Below are 18,014 nucleotides of genomic sequence, written 5' to 3' on the forward strand. Positions count from 1 at the left end.
CGGGGTGCCGTGTGACGGTGAGTTCCAGCAGCTGCTGGTTGACCTCGCCGATGTCCAGCACGTGCCAGCCCCTCGAGCGGGCCGAGTGTGTCCAGGGCGTCCTCGGCCGCCTGGACGTGGGGGCGCTCGAGCTTGGGCGGGGGCAGCTGCTTGGCCTCGGCCAGCCGGTCGATGAGGGAGCGGATCGTGTACTGCAGGGCCGGGCGCCATTCGACGCTCTGGGCGTGTGCCTCGGCCGGCGCGGGCGCAGGCGGCGAGGGCCGCCTCGGGGGTGACAGTCACCTGCTCTGCTCCGCAGTTACGGCACTCGGGCCCTGGCCCTGCTGCTCACGCTGGCGACCGGACTCGGTGATTTCCATGCGCAGGCTGAGGTGGGCGCCTTGGATGATGCGGAGATAGCCGGCCTTCTCCAGGGCGTAGAAGGTGGTCTCCCGAGCGGAGTAGCCATCCCGTCCCCCCAGGGACCAGATGCCCTTGCGCTCGCCACGGTGTGGGGTGACCGGCTGTTCCAGCTGGGCCAGGGCCCGCAGGGCGCGCTGCGCGGCCGGCGACTCGGGGTCGGTCGCGGCGCGCGGCTTCTTCTGCTGGGCGCTGGCGTCCAGCTCGGCCAGCAGCTTCCGCCCGGCCTCTGTCATGCGGACGGGTGCTGAGTCGTTCCCCTCATCGGTCACGAGGTTGTTTCCGGTGAGCGGGTAGAAGGTGCGGGCGTTGAAGGTGCTGTAGGTGTTCGGGTGCAGGTACCGGCCGCGGGCGGCGTGCCGGAAGAGGACGCCCTTCCCGGTGTCGTACTTGGCGATCTCGCGAAGGAGGCGCTCGGAGGCGGCGGGCAGAGTGATTTCGGCGGCTTCCGCCGGTACGGCGGGGGCCGGGGTGGTCTCTGCCGGACGGGCCGCCGGGGCCGCGTCGGGCTTCGTCTCCGACTCCATGTAGGGGTGCCAGTGGGCGCGCTGGCGGTACTTGAGGTTCGCGGCTACGGGCGTCGGCCAGTCGAAGTGCTCCCGCCGCCGGGGCGAGGTCGGGTGCTTGTCCCAGTCAGGAGCACCGGTGTCATCGGCGAGCAGGGCCTCGACGAGGCACTCGCTGCACACGCCGGTCGCGTAGCCCTCCTTGTCGTTCTCCTGATCGGGGTGCAAGTGCAGGTGACGCCACGACGCCTCCCTCAGCAGGCGGGGCCAGCTGACGGCGCGCGCGACGCGCTCGAGGATCGCCTCCGCGGCGGCCTCGACCTCTTCGTACTTCTCGGTGGGCATGCTGACGCACTCGGCCAGGAGCCCGTTCCAGCGCTGCGCCCCCAGAACATCCTGGGCGAGCACCTTGATGACGGCCTTGCGGTTGGGCATACGACTTCCCTCGCGGCAGGGCTCCCGTCCCCGGCGAGCTGGGACGGGAGCAGGGTTGGGGTGGGTCACTCACCACACTACTAAAACCCAATACGTAAGCAATAGGTTTCATGGATTGGGTTGCAGGCGAGACTTCTGCAACTCCCGGGACAGGGAGGCGAGTTCAGGCGTCGTCGCCGTCGGCGGGCAGCATTCCGTCGGCCAGGGAGCAGCCGTCACACCCGGCGCCGAGCGCGGGCAGGGTGCCCGGCCCCTGGTGGGGGCGCGGTTTGCGCTTGGGCGGCCGGGTGAGCGCGTCGCGCACGGCCGTCTCCAGGGCGTCGAAGTCGGCGGTGTCGTCGTCCAGGACCACGCCCGGGCCGGGTGCGCCGGGCCGCCGGGCCTCCTCGATGACGGAGACGATGGTGGTCGACGGGTTGAAGGGGATGCCCCGGGAGTGCTCGACCTCGGCGTACAGGGCGGCCAGCCGGGGCCGGCGGGCGACGGCGAGGAGCAGGTCGCGGCGGTTGCTGAAGACGCAGGCCGAGCAGGAGCAGCGGGTGCTGCCTGCCCAGTCCCCGGCGCCGGGGGCCGAGTCGTAGGCCCAGTGGTGGGGCCAGCCCTCGGCGTCGGTCCACTCCTTGACGAAGGCGGTGGTGTCGCCGTGCGCGGGCAGCCACTCGTCGACGATCCGGTGGGAGTTGTCGGTGGTGCGCTGCAGCACGGGCCGCTTGCGGCGGTCCGGGCTCTCGTCCGCGCGCAGCCCGAGGACGTTGAGCATCCTGGCCGGCCTGCCGTGCGCCTTCTTGAAGTCGCGGGCGGCCTGGCTGAACGCGCCGAAGATGAGCTTGGTCTTCCAGTCCCCGGTGCAGAACCGGGCGCGGCCGAGCCAGGGCCAGTCCCCTCGTTCGGCGATGAACGTGAGCAGGTCGTACGGGACAGCGTCACGGTGGCGGCGCAGCTCGAGGTGGCGCTCGGGCGGGACGCCGAGCAACCGGGAGTGTTCGGCGGCCAGTTCGCCGACGCTCGGGTAGCGCACGCCGTCGACCGTGCAGGCCGGCCACTCCATCGGGCCGAGCGAGGCGTGGACGGTCCAGATCCGGTCCTCGACACCGGCCTGCCGCGCGGCGTCCCTGGTGACCGCGGCGGCCCGCAGGCCGTCCTTGCCGCCGGAGAGGTTCACGATGAGGAAGTCCTGCTGTGCCGCCAGCTCCACCGGGTCGATTCCGGTGGAGCTGGCGGCGAACAGGTCCAGCTGGGCCGTCATGCCGCGTCCGGGTCGCCGAGGCGGATGTCCCAGTCGCCGCCGGGCAGGGGCCTCATCCAGCGGGCCAGGCATGCGCGGGCGAACTCGGCGTCCACCTCGCTGTCGCCCATCTCGCCCCAGAACTCGACGAGGTTGCCGGCCTGGGCGAGCAGGGCGCGGGCCACGAGCCTCTTCTTCTCGTTCACCCCGGGCGGCGGGGCGGGGGTCGGGGCGTTCACTCGCTGTCCTCCCGGAGGCGGCGAAGGTCGAGGGCCCATCCGATCTGGCCGGTGGCGCGCCGGGTGCCCAGGTGGATCACGCCGGGCATGTAGGCGTCGCGCAGGGGCCGCCAGTTGTGGAGGCGGTGCGCGTGCAGGGCCGCGATCAGGTCGAGGGCGAAGGGGCTGTGCGGGGCCTCGGAGCGGTAGACGGCCGTCTCGTGGCCGGGCTGGCCGCTGGCGACCTGGGTGTAGAGGCGTACCTCCTCCTGCCCGGTGGCCACGCTGAGGAGCAGCAGGGCGGTGTCCAGAGGTGCGGCGTCGGCGGGGAACTCGGCGGCGAGCAGGGCCCGCAGCCGGTCGGTGGGGGTCAGGGCGGCGGTCACCGGGCGGCCCGCCGCTCGACCATGTGCAGCAGCCAGTCGCGGCCGACGCGGGGGTCGTGGCCGCAGGTGCCGGCGACCTCGCCGTCCGGGCCGTTGGTGATGGAGAGGTACTTGCCCTGCTTGAGCTGGCCGACCGCGTAACGGATCCGGTCCTCCAGGCGCTCGCGGGCCATCCGTTCAGCGCCGGTCTCCAGCGCGCCGTCGGTGGTGGTCGTCATCTCCGGGCCCCTTCCGGGCGGGTGTGTCTGCGTCGTCCACACCGTATTTGAAACCCAATACGTAAGCAATAGCTTTCAAGGCGCTTTTGATCTTGACTCTCGGGGGCGATCAGAGCGTTCATGGAGGTGCCCGGGGAACACCGCGAAGCGCACGCGCCACGGGCACCGCAGCACCAGCTGCCCCCGGCCGGGGAGCTCCCGAATGCCCAACTCCGAAGAAACGAGGACGACATGACGACCACCCAGGCCCCGGCCGAGCTGACCACCGCGCAGGCCAAGGCGCTCGCCGCCCTGACCGAGCACCCCGGCGCCACCGCCCGGGAGATCGCGGAGCACGCCGGGATCGGCGGCTCGACAGCGGGCAAGGCCCTCACCCACCTCGAGAGCCTGAACCTGGCCACCCGCGAGCACGGCGAGAACGTCGGCGGACGCGGCGGGCGGCGTACGGCGGACCGCTGGTACCCGGTCACGGCCGACGCCGAGCCCGAGGCACCTGCCGCCGACGAGCCGGAGACCCCGGCCGAGGACGCGGCCGACACCGCGCCCGAGCCCGCCGAGGCCCCGGTCGCCGAGACCAAGACCGAGGCCGCCCCCAAGGCCAAGGCCCGCAACGGCAGCCGCCTGGGACGCGGCGACCTGCGGCAGATGGTCTACGAGTACCTCGAGGCCCACCCTGCCGACGAGATCGGCCCCTCGGGCCTGGCCAAGGCCCTCGGCCGCAGCGCCGGAGCGGTCGCCAACGCCCTGGCCAAGCTCGCCGACCACGGGCAGGCCGAACTGGTCAGCGACAGCCCGCGCCGCTACCGGCTGAAGTAGCGCCCGCCGCCCGGGGCGCCCGCCGTACCAACGGCGGGCGCCCGGGCCCCCTACGACGAGGAGGTCCTCATGGCCCGCATGCTCGCCAAGTCCACGCCCCGCCACGCGGGGCACGCGTGCCGCTACGCCGGACGCGGCTGCACCTGCTACTACTACGAGCCCGGCGCCCTGACCAACCCCCGCCAGCGCGCCAAGTTCCGGGGCTGGGAGCGGCGCCGTGCGCGCGCCGCCGAGAACCGGGCCTGGCGCGCGGCCCTGGCCAACTAGCCATCCCGGCACGGCCGGTCACCCCCGGAGCGGGGCGGTGACCGGCCGTCGTCGCGTCCGTTGCACGCGCCGCGCCCGCGGGCGCCCTCACCGGCTCCGGGGCCGACGCGGGGCCGTCCCCGGCGCCCGTTCGAGGTCCTGGAGTGCCGGGTGGAGATGCGCCGGCCGCGTACGACGCCGTGCGGCCGGCCTGGTGTGGGGAGCAACGAGCCGGGGCCCGCGCGCCGTTGCGGCGGGCCCCGGCGGGTGTCACCGGGCCAGGACGAACACCTTCTCCCCGCCGATCAGCGGGGCGTCCTCGGGTCCGGCGATGTACGGGCTGATCCAGATCGGCTTGTGCGTGCCGCGCGAGGGGTACCACTGGTCGCGCCAGTGGCCCTTGACGACCCAGCGGTGCTGGTACTCGCGGGTGCCGGGCCGCTCGGCCGGGTCGGCGCCCCGGTCGGTGCGGGCCCGGCGCAGCCGGATGAGGCGGACCTCGGTGCCGTAGTCGCGGTCGATGCGCTGGATCCGGCGGCGGGAGGCCCGGTCGGCGGCCACACGTTCGCTTGTCGCGAGGCTCTGGCCCATGAGCAGCCAGGTGGCCTGGATCAGCCGCAGGAGGGCGACGTCGCCTTCCGGGGTGTCGCTGAGGTCGGGAAGGCCCGGCTCGATCAGCGTGGTGCGCTGGTAGACGAAGCCGGTGGTCGGGTGGAGCGCGGCCATCTGCCCGGGCGCCACGTGCGCGAACCTCGTCCGCAGCCACGCCTGGGTCTCGGCGAGGTCCGTGTCCGGCGGGTTCGTCTCCAGGTGGGCGTCGACCTGGTCGAGGTACTCGCGGGTGCCGCTCCAGTAGTCGATGGCCAGGTGGCCGAGCCAGGGCCCCCAAGTGACCAGGCGTACGGGCTGGTTGCCCGCCGCGGCGTAGCGCATCGGCGGGTCCTCGAAGGCGAGCATCCCGACCGGGGAGGGCAGGTCCTCCGGGCGCATCTCGAAGTCGGTGAGGCTCTGGGCGGCGTGGTGGGCGAGCGCCGTCATGTCGCTGGTGACGTAGTAGAGCTCGGCGGTGCGCAGTCCGGCGGCGGTGCGGGCGGCCAGGGCCTGGGTGGTGCTGACGCCGGGCGGCAGGAGGTCGTCGTACGCCGTGCGGGCGTCGGGCGTGCCCAGGCAGTACAGCCAGTTGGCCATGCCGTCGCGGCCGCGGTCGGCGGCCCAGGCGGCGAGGTCGGCGCGGACCTCGGGTATCTCTCGGGCGGTGGGAGTCGTGACGGCCACGGCCGTCCCCCTTTTCAAGATCGGCAACATCGGGGTGCCGTGACATTCGCGTGGATTGCCCGAGGTCATCCAGCGATATGTGTGATGTGGCGATCTGCCGTGGGAGAACTGGGCGCAGCCGTCCGGCCGGGCCGCCGCCGGTGCCCCGGCGTGCGAGACTCGTGCGGCCCGGCCGCGCCCGTCGTGTGAAGCCGATGCCGGCCGGGCCCCGTTCGTCCCGGCCGGCCCATGGGGGTCAGGCCGCCGATGCCCCGCAGTGCGCGGCGAAGGCGGCGATCGCGGCGAAGTCGTCGTCGCGCAGCCCGCGGCGGGGGTCGACCCAGTGCAGCAGCGCCGGGGCCGGGTGGTGCGCGGCGACGTACGCGCGGTCGCGGTCCGAGACCTCGTCGTCGACCCAGACGAAAGGCCGCTCGCCCGCGTACGCCAGGAGCGCCGGGAGTTTCCAGTGCAGGCCGTCGGCGCGGTCGTTGAGCAGGTCCGGGCCGAAGTCGACGTAGGGCAGGTCGGGCAGGCCGAGCACGGGCGCGATGAAGTCGCGGGCCTCCGCCATCCAGGTCGTGCCCCAGACCAGGTCCACGTCCAGGTCGAGCAGGGCGGGCCCGTGGTCGGGGTTGAGCCAGACCCGCAGCGGCTTGACGTACGCCCTCGGCTTGCCGGGGTACCGGGCGTACAGGCTGGGCGGCTTCATGCGGTGGGTGGTGTACCCGGCGGGCCGCTTCTCCGGCTTCGCCCGCCATGGGTTGAGCGGCCCGTCCACGTCTAAGAATCCCACCGGCTTCACGGCGCTCTCCTCCCCGTCTGGGCTGGTCAGGTCGCAGGACCATAGCGTCCCGATGGGCTGCCCGTCCTCTCCTTTGACGCCCTAATCGATCTTGACTTTACAACGTGCCGTTGTATTGTTGTGGGCGTAGGGAAGACCTCACCCACCGAGGAGAAGACGATGCAGACCGAGACCGCTCTCGACCGGGCCAAGGGCGAGATCCTTTGCCACTACGACGCCTTCTACGGCGAGGACTACGACCAGGCCACCGCCCTGATGGACGCGGTGGTCACCGCCGCCCAGAGCGGCAGCCAGGGCGCCCTGGGCTCCGCCCGGTCGGAGTTCCACCTGCACTACAGAGCCCTGTACGGCGACGACTACACCCACCTCACCGGGCTGCTCGACGACCTGGTCGCCGCCGCTGCCTGACGGCACAGCGCCCCCGGAGCCCGCCCAGGGCCCGGGGGCCGCGGCGTTCCCGGCGCCGGGGCCGTCACGCGGTGCGGCGCCCGGCGAGCGCGGCCGGGCGGACGGTGCCGCGGCCGAAGCGCCGGTTGGCCTTGTCGACGGCCGTCTCGACGCGGCGGGCGTTCTCCTCGGTGGGGTCCAGGGAGATCTGCTCGGCGACCTGGTCGGCGTCCAGGAGCTGCTCGGCGCGTACCGTCACGGCGCGCACCCGGGCCCGCTCGAGGTTGAGGCCGTTGAAGATCCGGTATGCGCACTCGCGCAGGTCGGCGTCGTGCGCGGTGGCGGCCGGCAGCTTCCGGGAGCGGGAGAGCAGGGACCGGTCGGCGAGGCGCAGCTGGAGCTGCAGGGCGGTCGCGGCCTGGTCGCGTTCGCGCAGCCTCGCCCCGATGACGACGACCGCGTCGAGGATCGCGGTGCGGATGACGTCGCCGTCCAGGACGTCCCGGTCGAAGTGCCTGCTCTCGCCGGTGGAGCGGGGCAGCGCGGTCGGGGTGACGCGGCGGTGGTCCAGGCCCCGCGCACGCTGGTGCAGGAGGCGACCCTCCCGGCCGCCGAGGACGCGCTGGGTGGTGGCGACGGGCAGGGCGGCGAGCGTGCCGATGTAGTGGACGCCGAAGCTGCGCAGCGTCTCCGCCTGGCGCCGGCCGATGCCGTAAAGGGCGTCGATGGGCAGCGGGTACAGGAAGTCGGCGACCGCGGCCGGGTCGTCGGCGACGAGCCGGATGCCGTTGCGGACGGGGTGGGCGGAGGCGGTCGCGGCCAGGGCCCAGTTCGCGGCCACGCCGACGTGGACGTCGACGCCGGTGAGGGCGAGGGTGCGCAGGCGGATGATCTCGGCGAGTTCGTACGGGGTGCGCTGGTGCAGGCGCAGCACGCCGGCGACCTCGGCGAGGGCGGCGCCGGGCGGGATGACCTGGACGATCGGGGTGAGCGGCTCGAGGACGTCGAGCACGGCCCGGTACGCGGGCTCGGGGGTGCCGGGCGGGACGCGCAGGTGCAGCACGGTGGCCCGCCGGGCGGCGGCCTCGTAGCTGTGGGGCGCGTGCGTGCTCACCTCTCCACCGTATCGAAACTCTGTTCTATTCGCGCGGTGGCGTTCAGCTGGTGCGCTTGTTGCGCAGGTGCGGGCCCACATAGCCGACGACCACCACGCCGGACGCCCCCTTGCCGGCCACGTCGTCCAGGAAGTGCACCCGGGGACAGACGTTCCCGCGGGGGGCGAGCTTGAGGTGGGCCTGCATCTCGGCCTCGGTCCCCTCGAGCGCCGGGAAGATCCGCTCCTGGCCGTAGGCCGCCATGGTCGCGGACGTCTCGGTCATGGCGACCTGGCTCACCGGGTAGACCCGGGCGCCGGTCGGAGGGTTCCTGCAGAACTGGTGGAAGCCTCCGGTGAAGCCGTCCTTGCGGTGCGCGGCGTACGACTCCAGCGCGGCCAGCCCGCTCCACGCCTTGGCCGCCCAGGTGCGGGCCTCGGCCTGCTCGTCGAGCGCCAGCGCGATCCGCCGGTCCGCCGTCACCCGCACGTGCACGAGGGTGCCGAGCCGCTCCCACAGGTCGGCGAACGACGTCGGTAGTCCGGCCGGCGCCTCGGCCGCGGCGGCCACCTCCTCGTAGCGGCCCTGGCGCAGCAGCGCCTCCCGCAGCGCGTCGCCCTCGGCGCGGGCCCGCTCGAGTTCGCCCAAGGTCCCCAGGTGGTCCTCCAGTTCGGCGTCCCGCTCAGCCTGTACGGCCTGCAGCTGCTCGGTCAGCGACGCGGTCTCCTCCTCGGCCCGGCGCAGGGACTGGTCCGCCACCTCGAGCAGCTCGGTCAGCACGGCCACCTCCGCCTGCAGGTCGTCGCTCGCACCGGCGGGCGGCGCCGGGACCGACCGCAGCGCGGGCCGGCCGACGGGACGCGGGACAGGGCGAACGAGCCGGTGTGCAGGGCTGGTTGAGGAACCACTCATCAATGCCTCCAGTACAGGTCAGCGCGGCGAGCGCCGAGCGGGAGCGGGGACCGCGGCGAGGGCCTGCGGCCGGGCCTGGCATGGCTGTGGGCCGCCCCACAGCGGGGCGGCCCACAGGTCACAAGCCGGTCAGGATGCGAGAGGGAAGGCGTTGTCCAGGAACACGAAGATGTTGTGCGCGGCACGCCGGGTGCGACGGCTCTCGTTGTGGCTCTTGGTGACGGTGCGCATCTTGTCGAGCAGCGCCTCGCCCTGCACGATGTTGATCTCGCGGTCCTCGTCGTTGTGGTCCTGGTGGAACTGGACGTGTCCGTTGTTGTCGACCGTGGCGTCGTGCACGGGCAGCACCTGCGCGATGCCGGTGCTGCCCAGCTCCTTGCGCCGGTCCTTCAGCGCGTTGTCCACGGTGTCGGCGGCGTGCAGGACCCAGTCGACCGCGACGCTGGCGTCCGCGCCTCCGGCGTGCAGCTCGCCCGCGCCGTCCAGGAAGATGGTCGCGCCCTGGGGCCAGGCCCAGTTCATGACGACCACCACCAGGTGGGCGGTCGGCGGAACGCACAGGTGGTAGACGCGGTCCTCGTCCTGGCCGATGGCCCGGCCGTGCAGCAGGTACCAGCCCTCCCGGGTGAGCGGGGCGAGTTCCTGCGACGTGAGCTTGGTGAGCCGGGCGTTGGCCCGGGTGGCGCTGTCCGGCCGGCCGCTGCCGACCTTGCCCCCGGCGACGCCGGCCGCGCCCCCGATCAGCAGCGCCCAGCCCAGGCCGCCGGTGAAGGCGCCGACCAGGGCCCCGGCCGCGCCGGTGGCCACGCCGTACACGGCGGTGTTGACGACGCGCTCGGCGCGCGCCCGCATGGTGGTGCTCACCGGCGGCCTCCTTCCACGTAGCGGGGCAGGAGCTGCTCGAGGACGCCGGCCACGTACGCGGCCCACTCCGGGTCGGGGGGGCCGGCCATCTCCCGCAGGACGCTCAACAGCCGGTCGGCGGGGACGACTTGGACCCCCTTGACGGTGAAGCCGTCGCCGGAGACGGGCGCGTTGTGCATGGCGATCAGCGGGGTGACCTCTACGGTGCGGTCGGTGCCGCGGCGGGCCAGCGCGTTGTGGAGGGACTGGTCGATCTGCGACGTCTCGAACAGGACGCTGCTGATGACGCGCGGGTACTTCTTGTCTCCGTGGGCCAGCTGGTCCTTGACCGCGTGCACCACGGCGTGGCGGTGCCACAGCTTCGCGTCGACCGGGATCACCTTGCCGCTCGGCGAGATCAGGGCGATGTCCACGTTGGCGACGTCCAGGCCGGGGATGTGCCGGTCGAACAGGCCGAACCAGCCCTCCGGTGCCAGGGCGCGTACCAGTTCGGCGGTCCGGCGCTCCCCCTCGGCGCCGGCCTCCCAGTTCGCGGCTTCCTCCACGGCCTCCGCGGAGGGCTCGGCGCCGAAGCCGAAGTAGGCCCGGGTGCGGGCCCAAAGACCGGTGGGCTGGGCCGCCTGTAACGTCGCGTCGGCGCGGGCCTGCGCGGAGTTCCCGGCGCTCATCCGCTCGCCCCCAGGACCTCGAGGGCGTGCACCTGGTACAGGGTGATGCCGTGGCCGCGGAAGGCGACCTTGCCGGAGGCCCAGCCGCAGGTGCACGTCAGCTGCGCCGTGGAGTCGATGTTCTCCTTCGTCCAGGCGGGCTGGTGCTGGTGCTCCCCGGCCCACAGGCGAGAAGCATGGTCGGGGCAGCCGAAGCCGACAGCCGGGGCGGACTTCCAGCCTTCCGACTGCTCGCGGTCCTCCCCCGACCACGCCTTCACCAGGTCGACCTCGCGGGTGCAGCCGGGCAGGAAGCACACGCGCCGGGTGCTGCCGTGTTCCTCCCACTCCTTCCAGCTGGCACCGAGTCCGTTGATCAGGAGGGCGAGTGCGTCGTCGCCGAGCAGGATGCCGAGGTCGGCGATGCTGGTCGGTCGGCTCGTGTACGCGAACGCCGCCGCGGCTTCCTGCTTGGCGTCGGCAACCCACGCGTTGATGTCGGCGCCGGCGGGCTGGGCGATGTTCCGCTCGATCCGCAGGCCCACCCCCAGCGGGTGCGGCCCGTCGCCGGTCGGCCCGTGGTAGAACCCGGCAAACGCCGCCCCGTACTTCGGGTCGACGCCGTGCAGGAAGTGCAACATCCGGGCCGACAGCGCGGCGAGCTGGCCAGCGGTGGACTGCCAGCCGAAGGTTGCCGGGTTCACGGGCAGCGGCGACGCCCCGGCGCGCAGGTACATCCGGGCCAGGCCCTCGAGCGTCTCCGCGACGGAAGGGACATCCTCCTCATCCGTCTCGTGGGTCGTCAGGTCGGTTGCGTCGGTCACGGTCGCGGTGTCCTCTCGTTCGTCGTCAGGCGCCGGACGGTGCGTACGGCACCAGCGGTGTCTTGTCGTGCAGGTACAAGGGGTGCAGGGGCTGGCCGGCCTTCGTGGTGCCAAAGCAGCGCAGCGCGATGCCCCGCCGCCCCAGCCGGGCGGCGACCTGGTCGGCGCGGCCGTGCAGGCCGCCGTGCGCGCCCCACGCGGCGATCACGAGGGACGACCTGGCGACGGTGCGGTCGATGAAGGAGTCGGCCAGCGCGCCGACCGGGTCGGGGTCCGTCTTCAGCGCGGCCGGGTCGGTCGCGCAGCGGGCGAACAGGTTGACCACCGCCAGCCCGCCGGCCTTCTCACGCCGCGCGAAGGAGATGCAGCGGGTGATGGTGGGGTCGTTGTCCCGGGCGCCCGCCGTCGAGGGGTTGAGCATCACAAACACGGCGAGCGGCAAAGCCGGGTCCCACAGCCGGGTCAGCAGGTAGCGGTAGGAGCGGTCGGCGGTGAAGACCGCCGTGCCCAGCGGCCGGTCCTCGAAGCCGTGGTCCTCGTCGACGACCAGGTCGGCGAGCGGCTCGGCCACGGCGGCCGTCACTGCGGGCACCAGCCGATGTGCCGCAGCGGCCCGATCCGGTCCTCCAGCTCCTGGCGCTCGACGGCCTCCTCCCGGGCCATGACCAGCTGGATGACGGCGTCGCTGCGGGGCGAGGTCAGGTACTCCACCCATGGGTCGCCGTCCTGGTCGACGTAGAGAGCGGCGTGGCCGTCGGACGGCGGAGGCGACATCTGCGACTGCTGGAAGCGCTGAAGTTTGTCGTGGTACCTGCGGTTGTAGCGGGCGTCGGCCAGAGCGTGGTGCTGGCCGGTGGTCTGGAAGAGCAGCTGCGGTGCTCCCAGGCGCCGACGCAGGGACTCCAGATCGTCGTACGGGACGCGCGGGATGCCGGGCGCCATCGTGTTCCAGTCGTTGCCGAAGAGGCGGTGCAGATAGGCGAGGTCGTCCTTGCCGTAGTTGGCGAGCAGCTGCGCCTCGGTCTCGCCGGGGAAGTACGCCTCGACCTCTTCGGCGATCTGCGCGGCCGACCTCGCGTACTGGAAGTCCGGGTGGTCCTTGTCCCAGGTGACGCTGGTGATCGTTCCGTCGGTCCAGCGAGTGACCTTGACCGGCAGATGCGGCAGGACGTGGTCGGGGATGAACGGGTGGTCTGCAACGGCGTCGAGGTCGGCGTCGAGGTTGACGGCGTAGTAGTCGGCGGCCGGGCTGGCGTTGTCCGTGAGGGCGAGCGCCAGCAGCCCGGACAGCGCCGGGTTGCGCGGGTCGAACTCCGTGTCGAGGTAGACGAAGCGGCTCGTCATCAGGGTGGTGGCTCCTTGTCGGTTGGGGCGAAGTGGTGCTGTTCAGCGGCGGCCGGCCGTCCAGCAGTCGGGGCAGATGTCCCGGCCGGGCTTCGGGCGGTGCCACCCGCCTTCCGTACGCAGCAGGCGGCGCAGCTCGGTGTGGTTGGCGACCCACACGGGCCAGTGGCCCTCGCTGTCGCACTGGGCGTCCGGTGCGGCGGGATCCTCCTCGTCGGGGATCGTCGCGTCGCACCGGACGACCAGGTACACGTCGGCGGTCACGGCTACTTGCTGTGCTCGAGGGCGCCGTGCGGGACGTAGCCCTTGCCGTCGCAGGCGGAGCAGGCGGCGACGCTGGCCTCAGCCACCTGCTCAAGCCAGTACTCGACCTGCTGCTCCCACTCGGCGAGCGCGGCGTCGTAGTTCTCCCCGTACACGGCGGCGGGCACCGGAAGGTCGACGCTGCGGTCGACGGTGACCTGGACGGTGCGCCCGGACTTCAGCGGCTGCCCCCTGCGCCCCGTGTTCCGGACGAAGGTGGTCCTGGGCTGGTCGTAGGGAACGCGGACCGTGATGTGCAGCCCGGGCCTGTCCTTGTAGTCGACGAAGCAGTACTTCACCCGCGGCATCGCCGTGATGAGCTTCTCCAAGTGCTGCTTCAGGCCCGGAATGTGGCCAGGGAAGAGGTGCCGGTACTCCGCACGCTGGGTCAGCTCGACAGGAAGGGCAGCGCGCCACTGCGGCTCGTCCGGCGCCGGGGGCTGGCGGCCCTCGAGCAGCATGAACGGCCCCTCGTAGACGTGTTCGACGGGCTCGAGGTCCTCGGTGACGCGCTCGTACAGGCCCCAGTACTCGTCATGGTCGCCGACGCGCTCGTTGAAGTCCTCGACGCTGAGCTCGGCCGGGTACCGCGTCGACAGCGCCGTGGGGTCGCTCAGCTTGTAGCGGAGCGTCTTGGGGTTCGGCTGGTAGACGGCGGTGATCCGCTGGGCGTGCCGGTCGGTGACGTACCAGTCGCCCTTGGCGTCGACGAGCGGCACCAGGCGGTTCATCGGCTCGCCGTCGGCGAAGATGCCGCTGCGCAGTCCGGGGCGCCGCTCGGGCTCGGGCAGGTAGTACGCGAACCGGCCGTCGGGCAGGCGCAGGGCGTAGCGGGGCAGGGTGGTCACGGGTGCGTGGCCTTTCATGTCGTTGCTGGAGCCGGGGCCAGGTGGCCGCCGATGAACGCCAGGAGCTGGACGGCGAGGCAGAGCAGTTCGAGGGCGCCGGCGAGCGCGGCCTGGATGACGTAGGCGAGTGCGCGGGTCGCGTCGGCGACCGCCTCGTACGGGTCGTCGTTCCCGACGCGGCCGAGCAGGGCCACGGTGAGGGTGTAGGCGAGGACCGCCAGGCCGGCCTGCCAGTACAGGTTCGCGCCCTGCTGCGCGGCGTAGCCGAAGGCCACACGTCCGACGATCAGGCCGCCGACCGCCATCAGCAGCGGTACGAAGTAGTCGGTGAAGCGGCGGACCTGCGACGTCATCGGAGCCTCCGTGGCCGAGAAGGGGGTGGCCGCGCCCCGCCTGGGGGGGGTGGCGAAGCGCGGCCGGTGCGTGGCCCCGGGGAGTTGGTGGGGCCGCGCAGGACAGACACTAGCTGAAACCCAATACGTAAGCAACGGGTTTCAATGCTGAGGGGCGCAACCCGACCGGACCCCATGCCGGGACCCGGCCTGTTCCGCTCGAGATGCCGGCCGTTACGCGGAAGGCCCCTCGTCCGCCTTCGGCAGGGCCGTCGCCTGCTCCAACTCGCCCACGATGCGGGTCAGTTCGTTGCGATGGTGGGCCAGAGTCGACGCGAGCCGCACCGTGCGCTCGCGACCGCGCTGCTGCTCGATGTGGGGTTGCGCGAACGCGGCCAGGGCCTCGGCCGCCTCGTCGGTGGAGACGTACCGCCCCCACCCGCCGCTGCCGCTGAGCCGCCCGCCCAGCGCCTGCTCCAGACGCTTGAGGAGCGCGAGCTTCTCCTCGACGTGGGGGTTGCGGGCCGTGCCGCCCTCGTCGCGCACCCGCTGCAGCTCCGCGCGGTGCCGGTCGCCGAGTTCGTCGCGCTGGCGGCGCAGGGCGTTCATCCGCACGGTCTCGGTGTTGGTGAGCAGGGTGACCAGCAGACCCGTCGTCAGCTCCGGGGTGCGCTTGGCGGGTTCGACGAGGACCTGGAAGCGCCGGCCGCGGGCCTTGGGCACCATCAGCCCCCACCCTTCGGGCAGCTCGTCCGGCCGGGCGACGGTGGTGTTGGGCACCACGAGCCAGAACCGCGAGCTGTACGGCCACCACGCCTCCGCCTTGCCCGGGTCGCGCAACTCCCGGAGCCAGTCGGCGCGTTGGGTCTTGACCTCGCACACGTCGATCTCGCCGCCGCCCCGCGACGCCCACGTGGCGATGTGGACCGCGTCCGCCCGGCGGCCGGTGCGCTCGGGGGCGGTGACCTCGGTGAGGAACACGGCGCCCGGTATCTCCTCCCCCGGCTTGATGAAGTGGTCGCGCAGCATCCGGGTCAGCACCTCGGTGGTGACGTCCGCGATGCCGTGCCGGCCTCCCCGGCCGGGCTGCGCCGGGACCGACAGCGCGGTCTGCCCGCCCGCGGCGCTCACCGGGTGCGCTCCGGGGCTCGGGCCGGTAAGGCGGGCGGTCGCTGGGGTGTCATCGTGTCCTCTCCTTCTGTGGCGGCTGCTGGTCAGGCCCTGCCGCCCGCTCGCGGTACTCGCGGACGTCGGCGGCGTGGGCGTCCTTGCAGGGCTGGCACGGCTCTTCGCAGTGGTAGAGGTGCCGGCGGTAGGCGGCCTCGGTGCCGCACGGCTTCGTCGTACGGCGGCGCTGTCGGCGCGCGGCGGACTCGAGGCGGCACGCCTCCCGGCACGACTCGCAGGCCGCTTCCCGGCGTCGGCGGTGGCGGCGGTAGCCGCGCATCGTGCCGTGCGGGAAGTCGTCGGCCGGCTCCGGGGGCAGCAGGTGCCGTTCGGCGACGGTGAGCAGGGTGGCGACCTGCCGGTCGGTGGCGGCGATGCCCATCCGGCGGGCGGCGTACAGCATCGCGTCCAGGGCCTGTTCGTGGCCGTACGTCTCGGCAGGCGGGGCGGGTGGTGCCGGGCCGGGGGCGCGCTCGAGGAGGGCGGTCGTCATCGGCGATGCGCGGGGCAGTCGGCCACCGGGGCGTGCGGGGCGCACTCGTAGCCGTGCTCCGGGCAGGTGATGTCCTCCCAGCCCCTGCGCCAGGCCCGCTCGCTGAAGGTGGCCGGCGCCCATCCGGCGTTCGGGTGCCCGTGGCGCTTGAAGCCGAAGGCGCGCGGCTCGGTGGTGCCCGGATAGAGGGCGATGCCCTCGCAGCGGAAGGTGATGCCGTTGCGGACGTACAGGCGCTCGGGCTCGAAGAACTGCTCGTCGACGACGTCGTCGAGGTGGAGGAGCTGCCTGCCGAGGGCCTCGCGCTCCTGGTCGTCCAGGGCGAGCGCGGCGGGCTGGCCGTCGCTGGTCGTGCAGGGGATCCAGCTGGTGTCGTCCGTCCCGACCGGCGGGTAGACGTCCCTGTTCCAGCGCAGTTCGGTCACGGTGCTGGTGGTGGTCACGGCGATGGCCCTTTCGTGCGCGGGGAGTTGAGGACGAGGCCCGCTCCGGCCCGGGTGAGCGGGGCCGGAGCGGTCGGGCGGGGTGGTTCAGCCGACGCTGCTGAGGACGTTCTCGGCGAAGCGCAGCGCGGTGGCCCGGTCCATCTGGGCGGGCGGGTCCTGGTCGGTGGGCGCGGCGGCCCGGTCCAGGAGGGTGGCGAGGTGGCGCAGGGAGTTCGCGGCGGCGGCCAGGGTGGCGTCGTCGTCGCTGGGGCGGACGACCACCGCCAGGTTGTCGAGTCTGGGGTCCCGGCTGAGGCACAGCTCGCCGTTGATCTGCTCGACCAGGCCCCGGTCGGTGGCCGGGTCGCCGCTTGAGGCGAAGGTGATGCGGGCTCCCTCGTGCGTGGTGACCGCCTCGAGCGTCGCGGGGTCGACTTCGGCTTCGAAGTCCAGCAGCGCGTTGGCGGCGAGGCCGGTGAGCAGCGTGGCAGCGGTCGGCAGAGGCATGGGCGGAGCCTTTCGGACGTGTGGTGGGTGGAAGCGGCGGAACTGGTAGCGCACGGCGGCCTCGACGGCCAGGGCGACGGTCTGCCACCCGCACTTCGCGCACCAGGCGACGAACCAGGTGCCGGGCTGGGCCGGGTCGTCCGGGTCGGCGGAGGCGATGCGCGGCGTGTGGGTGCGGGTGGGGCGCCGGGTGAGGCGTCCGGCCCGTACGTCGTCGAGCGGGATCTCGAGCGCGGGTACGGAGCGGGTGGCACGGGTGGTGAAGACGTCCTTGCCGGGGAGGACTTCGGCGAGGGTGAGCTGCAGCGGGATCCCGGCGTGGTCGGTGTAGACGACGCGCATCCCGGGCTCGAGGGCGTCAGGGGTGAGCAGGAGCCGGTCGGTCGGCATCGGGAGAGAGGGTCCTTCGGGTCGGCCTGGGGCCGGGCCGGGTGCGGCCCGGCCCCAGGGGAAGGCGGACGTCCCGTCAGCTGATGGGGACCAGGAGGGCGATCCGGCCGCCCTCGGCGCGACCGGGGCCGTTGAGGAGGGCCCTGACGACCTCGGCGTCGGCGGGGCCGTCCGTGGTGCCGAGGGCGACGAAGACCTTCAGCAGGAGGCGGACCTGGTCGCGGGTGTCGTCGCTGTTGGGCGGGTTCACCCCGGCGGTGCGGGCGGCGCTCGTGAAGTCCTCGGCGGTGAGCCGCTCGATCATGGCGGGGGTGGCCTGCTCGCCGAACTCGACGTACAGGGCCATGGCCATCTCGATGGACTTGATCAGGCGGTTGTGGGCGATGCAGACCTGGCGCGAGGTGCCCTTGGGGTAGACGTCGCGGGCGGTGCGCAGTGCCGTCATGTGGGTCTCCGTCTCTCGGGGTTGAAGGTGAAGCGGGTGCCGACGTGGCTGGCGGTACGGGGGCCGGGGCCCGTGGGCCCCGGCCGGGCCGGTCAGGCGACCGGCGGGGTGATCCGCACCTCGTAGCGGTTGGCGCGGACCTGGCTGGCCGCCGCGCGCTGGTTGGAGGCGCTGACCCCGGTGAGGCTGGCCGCGTGCGCGAGGTGCAGCTCCCGGCCCTGGTCGGCGTCGGGTTCGGCGAGGGCCTTCAGCTCGGCCTCTACGGAGGCGACCTGGTCGGTCGGTACGCCGTAGCGGACCGCGCCGGGGACCGTGTAGCCGTTGGTGTCGATCAGGCGCATCTCGTGCTGCATGCCAGCTCCTTGGGTGTTTCGCGTGTCTTTGTCGGCACCCCAGACACTACGCGAAACCCAATACGTAAGCAATAGATTCAAGGGTTTCGGGGCATGCAAAAAGGCGGCCTCCGCGGGGAGACCGCCCTGGTCAGAAGCTTGCTGGCGCGGGAGGCCGGCCACCGGGGCGGGCCC

General features: G+C 73.0%; 26 protein-coding genes. 3 read left to right on the top strand and 23 right to left on the bottom strand.

Annotated features, from left to right (window positions below):
- Window positions 1–278: 278 nt before the first annotated feature.
- The 5 genes from HUT19_RS41220 to HUT19_RS41240 all read right to left on the bottom strand — a co-directional run bounded on the left by HUT19_RS41220 (window position 279) and on the right by HUT19_RS41240 (window position 3,387).
- On the bottom strand, window positions 279–1,340 hold the full coding sequence (locus HUT19_RS41220) for a hypothetical protein (RefSeq protein ID WP_176187948.1): 1,062 nt from the start codon (window positions 1,338–1,340) through the stop codon (window positions 279–281).
- A 163-nt stretch (window positions 1,341–1,503) separates the two neighbouring features.
- Window positions 1,504–2,586: a phosphoadenosine phosphosulfate reductase gene (locus HUT19_RS41225; RefSeq protein WP_176187950.1), complete on the bottom strand. Its 1,083-nt coding sequence runs from the start codon at window positions 2,584–2,586 to the stop codon at window positions 1,504–1,506.
- Window positions 2,583–2,804 carry a hypothetical protein gene (locus tag HUT19_RS41230; RefSeq protein WP_176187952.1) on the bottom strand — a complete coding sequence of 74 codons (222 nt, stop codon included), beginning with the start codon at window positions 2,802–2,804 and terminating at the stop codon, window positions 2,583–2,585. Before HUT19_RS41230 ends, HUT19_RS41225 begins: the two co-directional genes overlap by 4 nt.
- Complete coding sequence (locus HUT19_RS41235) at window positions 2,801–3,169, bottom strand: hypothetical protein (RefSeq protein ID WP_176187954.1); 369 nt, start codon at window positions 3,167–3,169, stop codon at window positions 2,801–2,803. The genes HUT19_RS41230 and HUT19_RS41235 overlap by 4 nt, the downstream gene beginning before the upstream one ends.
- On the bottom strand, window positions 3,166–3,387 hold the full coding sequence (locus tag HUT19_RS41240) for a hypothetical protein (RefSeq protein WP_176187956.1): 222 nt from the start codon (window positions 3,385–3,387) through the stop codon (window positions 3,166–3,168). The genes HUT19_RS41235 and HUT19_RS41240 overlap by 4 nt, the downstream gene beginning before the upstream one ends.
- Before the next feature lie 231 nt (window positions 3,388–3,618).
- Between HUT19_RS41240 and HUT19_RS41245 the strand changes: the two genes are divergently transcribed.
- Together HUT19_RS41245 and HUT19_RS41250 are read left to right on the top strand one after the other, a co-directional pair.
- Entirely contained in the window at window positions 3,619–4,203 is a 585-nt protein-coding gene (locus tag HUT19_RS41245; RefSeq protein ID WP_176187958.1) for a MarR family transcriptional regulator, read from the top strand.
- A 69-nt stretch (window positions 4,204–4,272) separates the two neighbouring features.
- Complete coding sequence (locus HUT19_RS41250) at window positions 4,273–4,470, top strand: hypothetical protein (protein ID WP_176187960.1); 198 nt, start codon at window positions 4,273–4,275, stop codon at window positions 4,468–4,470.
- 249 nt (window positions 4,471–4,719) lie between these two features.
- Here the strand turns inward: HUT19_RS41250 and HUT19_RS41255 are convergent, their stop codons facing one another.
- Window positions 4,720–5,724, bottom strand: a complete 1,005-nt coding sequence (locus HUT19_RS41255) for a hypothetical protein (protein WP_176187962.1) — start codon at window positions 5,722–5,724, stop codon at window positions 4,720–4,722.
- A gap of 235 nt (window positions 5,725–5,959) precedes the next feature.
- Entirely contained in the window at window positions 5,960–6,505 is a 546-nt protein-coding gene (locus HUT19_RS41260) for an HAD domain-containing protein (RefSeq protein ID WP_254886305.1), read from the bottom strand.
- Between the two features lie 159 nt (window positions 6,506–6,664).
- On the opposite strand from HUT19_RS41260, the gene HUT19_RS41265 reads away from it, so the two are divergent.
- Complete coding sequence (locus HUT19_RS41265; RefSeq protein ID WP_176187964.1) at window positions 6,665–6,913, top strand: hypothetical protein; 249 nt, start codon at window positions 6,665–6,667, stop codon at window positions 6,911–6,913.
- Window positions 6,914–6,977: 64 nt separating this feature from the next.
- Here HUT19_RS41265 and HUT19_RS41270 read toward each other — a convergent pair whose 3' ends face one another.
- The 16 genes from HUT19_RS41270 to HUT19_RS41345 form a co-directional block, all read right to left on the bottom strand.
- Window positions 6,978–8,006 (bottom strand): hypothetical protein, encoded by a 1,029-nt coding sequence (locus HUT19_RS41270; protein ID WP_176187966.1) that lies wholly within the window; start codon window positions 8,004–8,006, stop codon window positions 6,978–6,980.
- A 43-nt stretch (window positions 8,007–8,049) separates the two neighbouring features.
- Window positions 8,050–8,898, bottom strand: coding sequence for a hypothetical protein (locus tag HUT19_RS41275; RefSeq protein ID WP_176187968.1), 849 nt, complete (start codon window positions 8,896–8,898; stop codon window positions 8,050–8,052).
- Window positions 8,899–9,027: 129 nt separating this feature from the next.
- Entirely contained in the window at window positions 9,028–9,762 is a 735-nt protein-coding gene (locus HUT19_RS41280; protein WP_176187970.1) for a hypothetical protein, read from the bottom strand.
- Window positions 9,759–10,430, bottom strand: a complete 672-nt coding sequence (locus HUT19_RS41285) for a nuclease-related domain-containing protein (protein ID WP_176187972.1) — start codon at window positions 10,428–10,430, stop codon at window positions 9,759–9,761. The genes HUT19_RS41280 and HUT19_RS41285 overlap by 4 nt, the downstream gene beginning before the upstream one ends.
- Window positions 10,427–11,233: a hypothetical protein gene (locus HUT19_RS41290; protein ID WP_176187974.1), complete on the bottom strand. Its 807-nt coding sequence runs from the start codon at window positions 11,231–11,233 to the stop codon at window positions 10,427–10,429. The genes HUT19_RS41285 and HUT19_RS41290 overlap by 4 nt, the downstream gene beginning before the upstream one ends.
- Window positions 11,234–11,258: 25 nt before the next feature.
- Entirely contained in the window at window positions 11,259–11,825 is a 567-nt protein-coding gene (locus HUT19_RS41295; protein WP_176187976.1) for a DUF1643 domain-containing protein, read from the bottom strand.
- Window positions 11,813–12,577 (bottom strand): hypothetical protein, encoded by a 765-nt coding sequence (locus HUT19_RS41300; RefSeq protein WP_176187978.1) that lies wholly within the window; start codon window positions 12,575–12,577, stop codon window positions 11,813–11,815. Before HUT19_RS41300 ends, HUT19_RS41295 begins: the two co-directional genes overlap by 13 nt.
- Window positions 12,578–12,619: 42 nt before the next feature.
- On the bottom strand, window positions 12,620–12,841 hold the full coding sequence (locus tag HUT19_RS41305; RefSeq protein WP_176187980.1) for a hypothetical protein: 222 nt from the start codon (window positions 12,839–12,841) through the stop codon (window positions 12,620–12,622).
- A 2-nt stretch (window positions 12,842–12,843) separates the two neighbouring features.
- Window positions 12,844–13,728, bottom strand: a complete 885-nt coding sequence (locus tag HUT19_RS41310) for a hypothetical protein (protein ID WP_176187982.1) — start codon at window positions 13,726–13,728, stop codon at window positions 12,844–12,846.
- A gap of 14 nt (window positions 13,729–13,742) precedes the next feature.
- Window positions 13,743–14,081 carry a hypothetical protein gene (locus HUT19_RS41315; RefSeq protein WP_176187984.1) on the bottom strand — a complete coding sequence of 113 codons (339 nt, stop codon included), beginning with the start codon at window positions 14,079–14,081 and terminating at the stop codon, window positions 13,743–13,745.
- A 213-nt stretch (window positions 14,082–14,294) separates the two neighbouring features.
- Window positions 14,295–15,191 (bottom strand): hypothetical protein, encoded by an 897-nt coding sequence (locus tag HUT19_RS41320; RefSeq protein ID WP_176187986.1) that lies wholly within the window; start codon window positions 15,189–15,191, stop codon window positions 14,295–14,297.
- 49 nt (window positions 15,192–15,240) lie between these two features.
- A complete protein-coding gene (locus tag HUT19_RS41325; protein WP_176187988.1) occupies window positions 15,241–15,720 on the bottom strand; it encodes a hypothetical protein in 480 nt (159 codons plus the stop codon).
- Entirely contained in the window at window positions 15,717–16,163 is a 447-nt protein-coding gene (locus tag HUT19_RS41330) for a hypothetical protein (protein ID WP_176187990.1), read from the bottom strand. Before HUT19_RS41330 ends, HUT19_RS41325 begins: the two co-directional genes overlap by 4 nt.
- Window positions 16,164–16,250: 87 nt before the next feature.
- Window positions 16,251–17,042 (bottom strand): hypothetical protein, encoded by a 792-nt coding sequence (locus HUT19_RS41335; protein WP_176187992.1) that lies wholly within the window; start codon window positions 17,040–17,042, stop codon window positions 16,251–16,253.
- Window positions 17,043–17,118: 76 nt separating this feature from the next.
- Window positions 17,119–17,487 (bottom strand): hypothetical protein, encoded by a 369-nt coding sequence (locus tag HUT19_RS41340; RefSeq protein ID WP_176187994.1) that lies wholly within the window; start codon window positions 17,485–17,487, stop codon window positions 17,119–17,121.
- Window positions 17,488–17,579: 92 nt separating this feature from the next.
- Window positions 17,580–17,840, bottom strand: a complete 261-nt coding sequence (locus HUT19_RS41345) for a hypothetical protein (RefSeq protein WP_176187996.1) — start codon at window positions 17,838–17,840, stop codon at window positions 17,580–17,582.
- Window positions 17,841–18,014: the final 174 nt, after the last annotated feature.

The organism is Streptomyces sp. NA02950, assembly GCF_013364155.1.
In the GTDB taxonomy this organism is placed as follows: domain Bacteria; phylum Actinomycetota; class Actinomycetes; order Streptomycetales; family Streptomycetaceae; genus Streptomyces.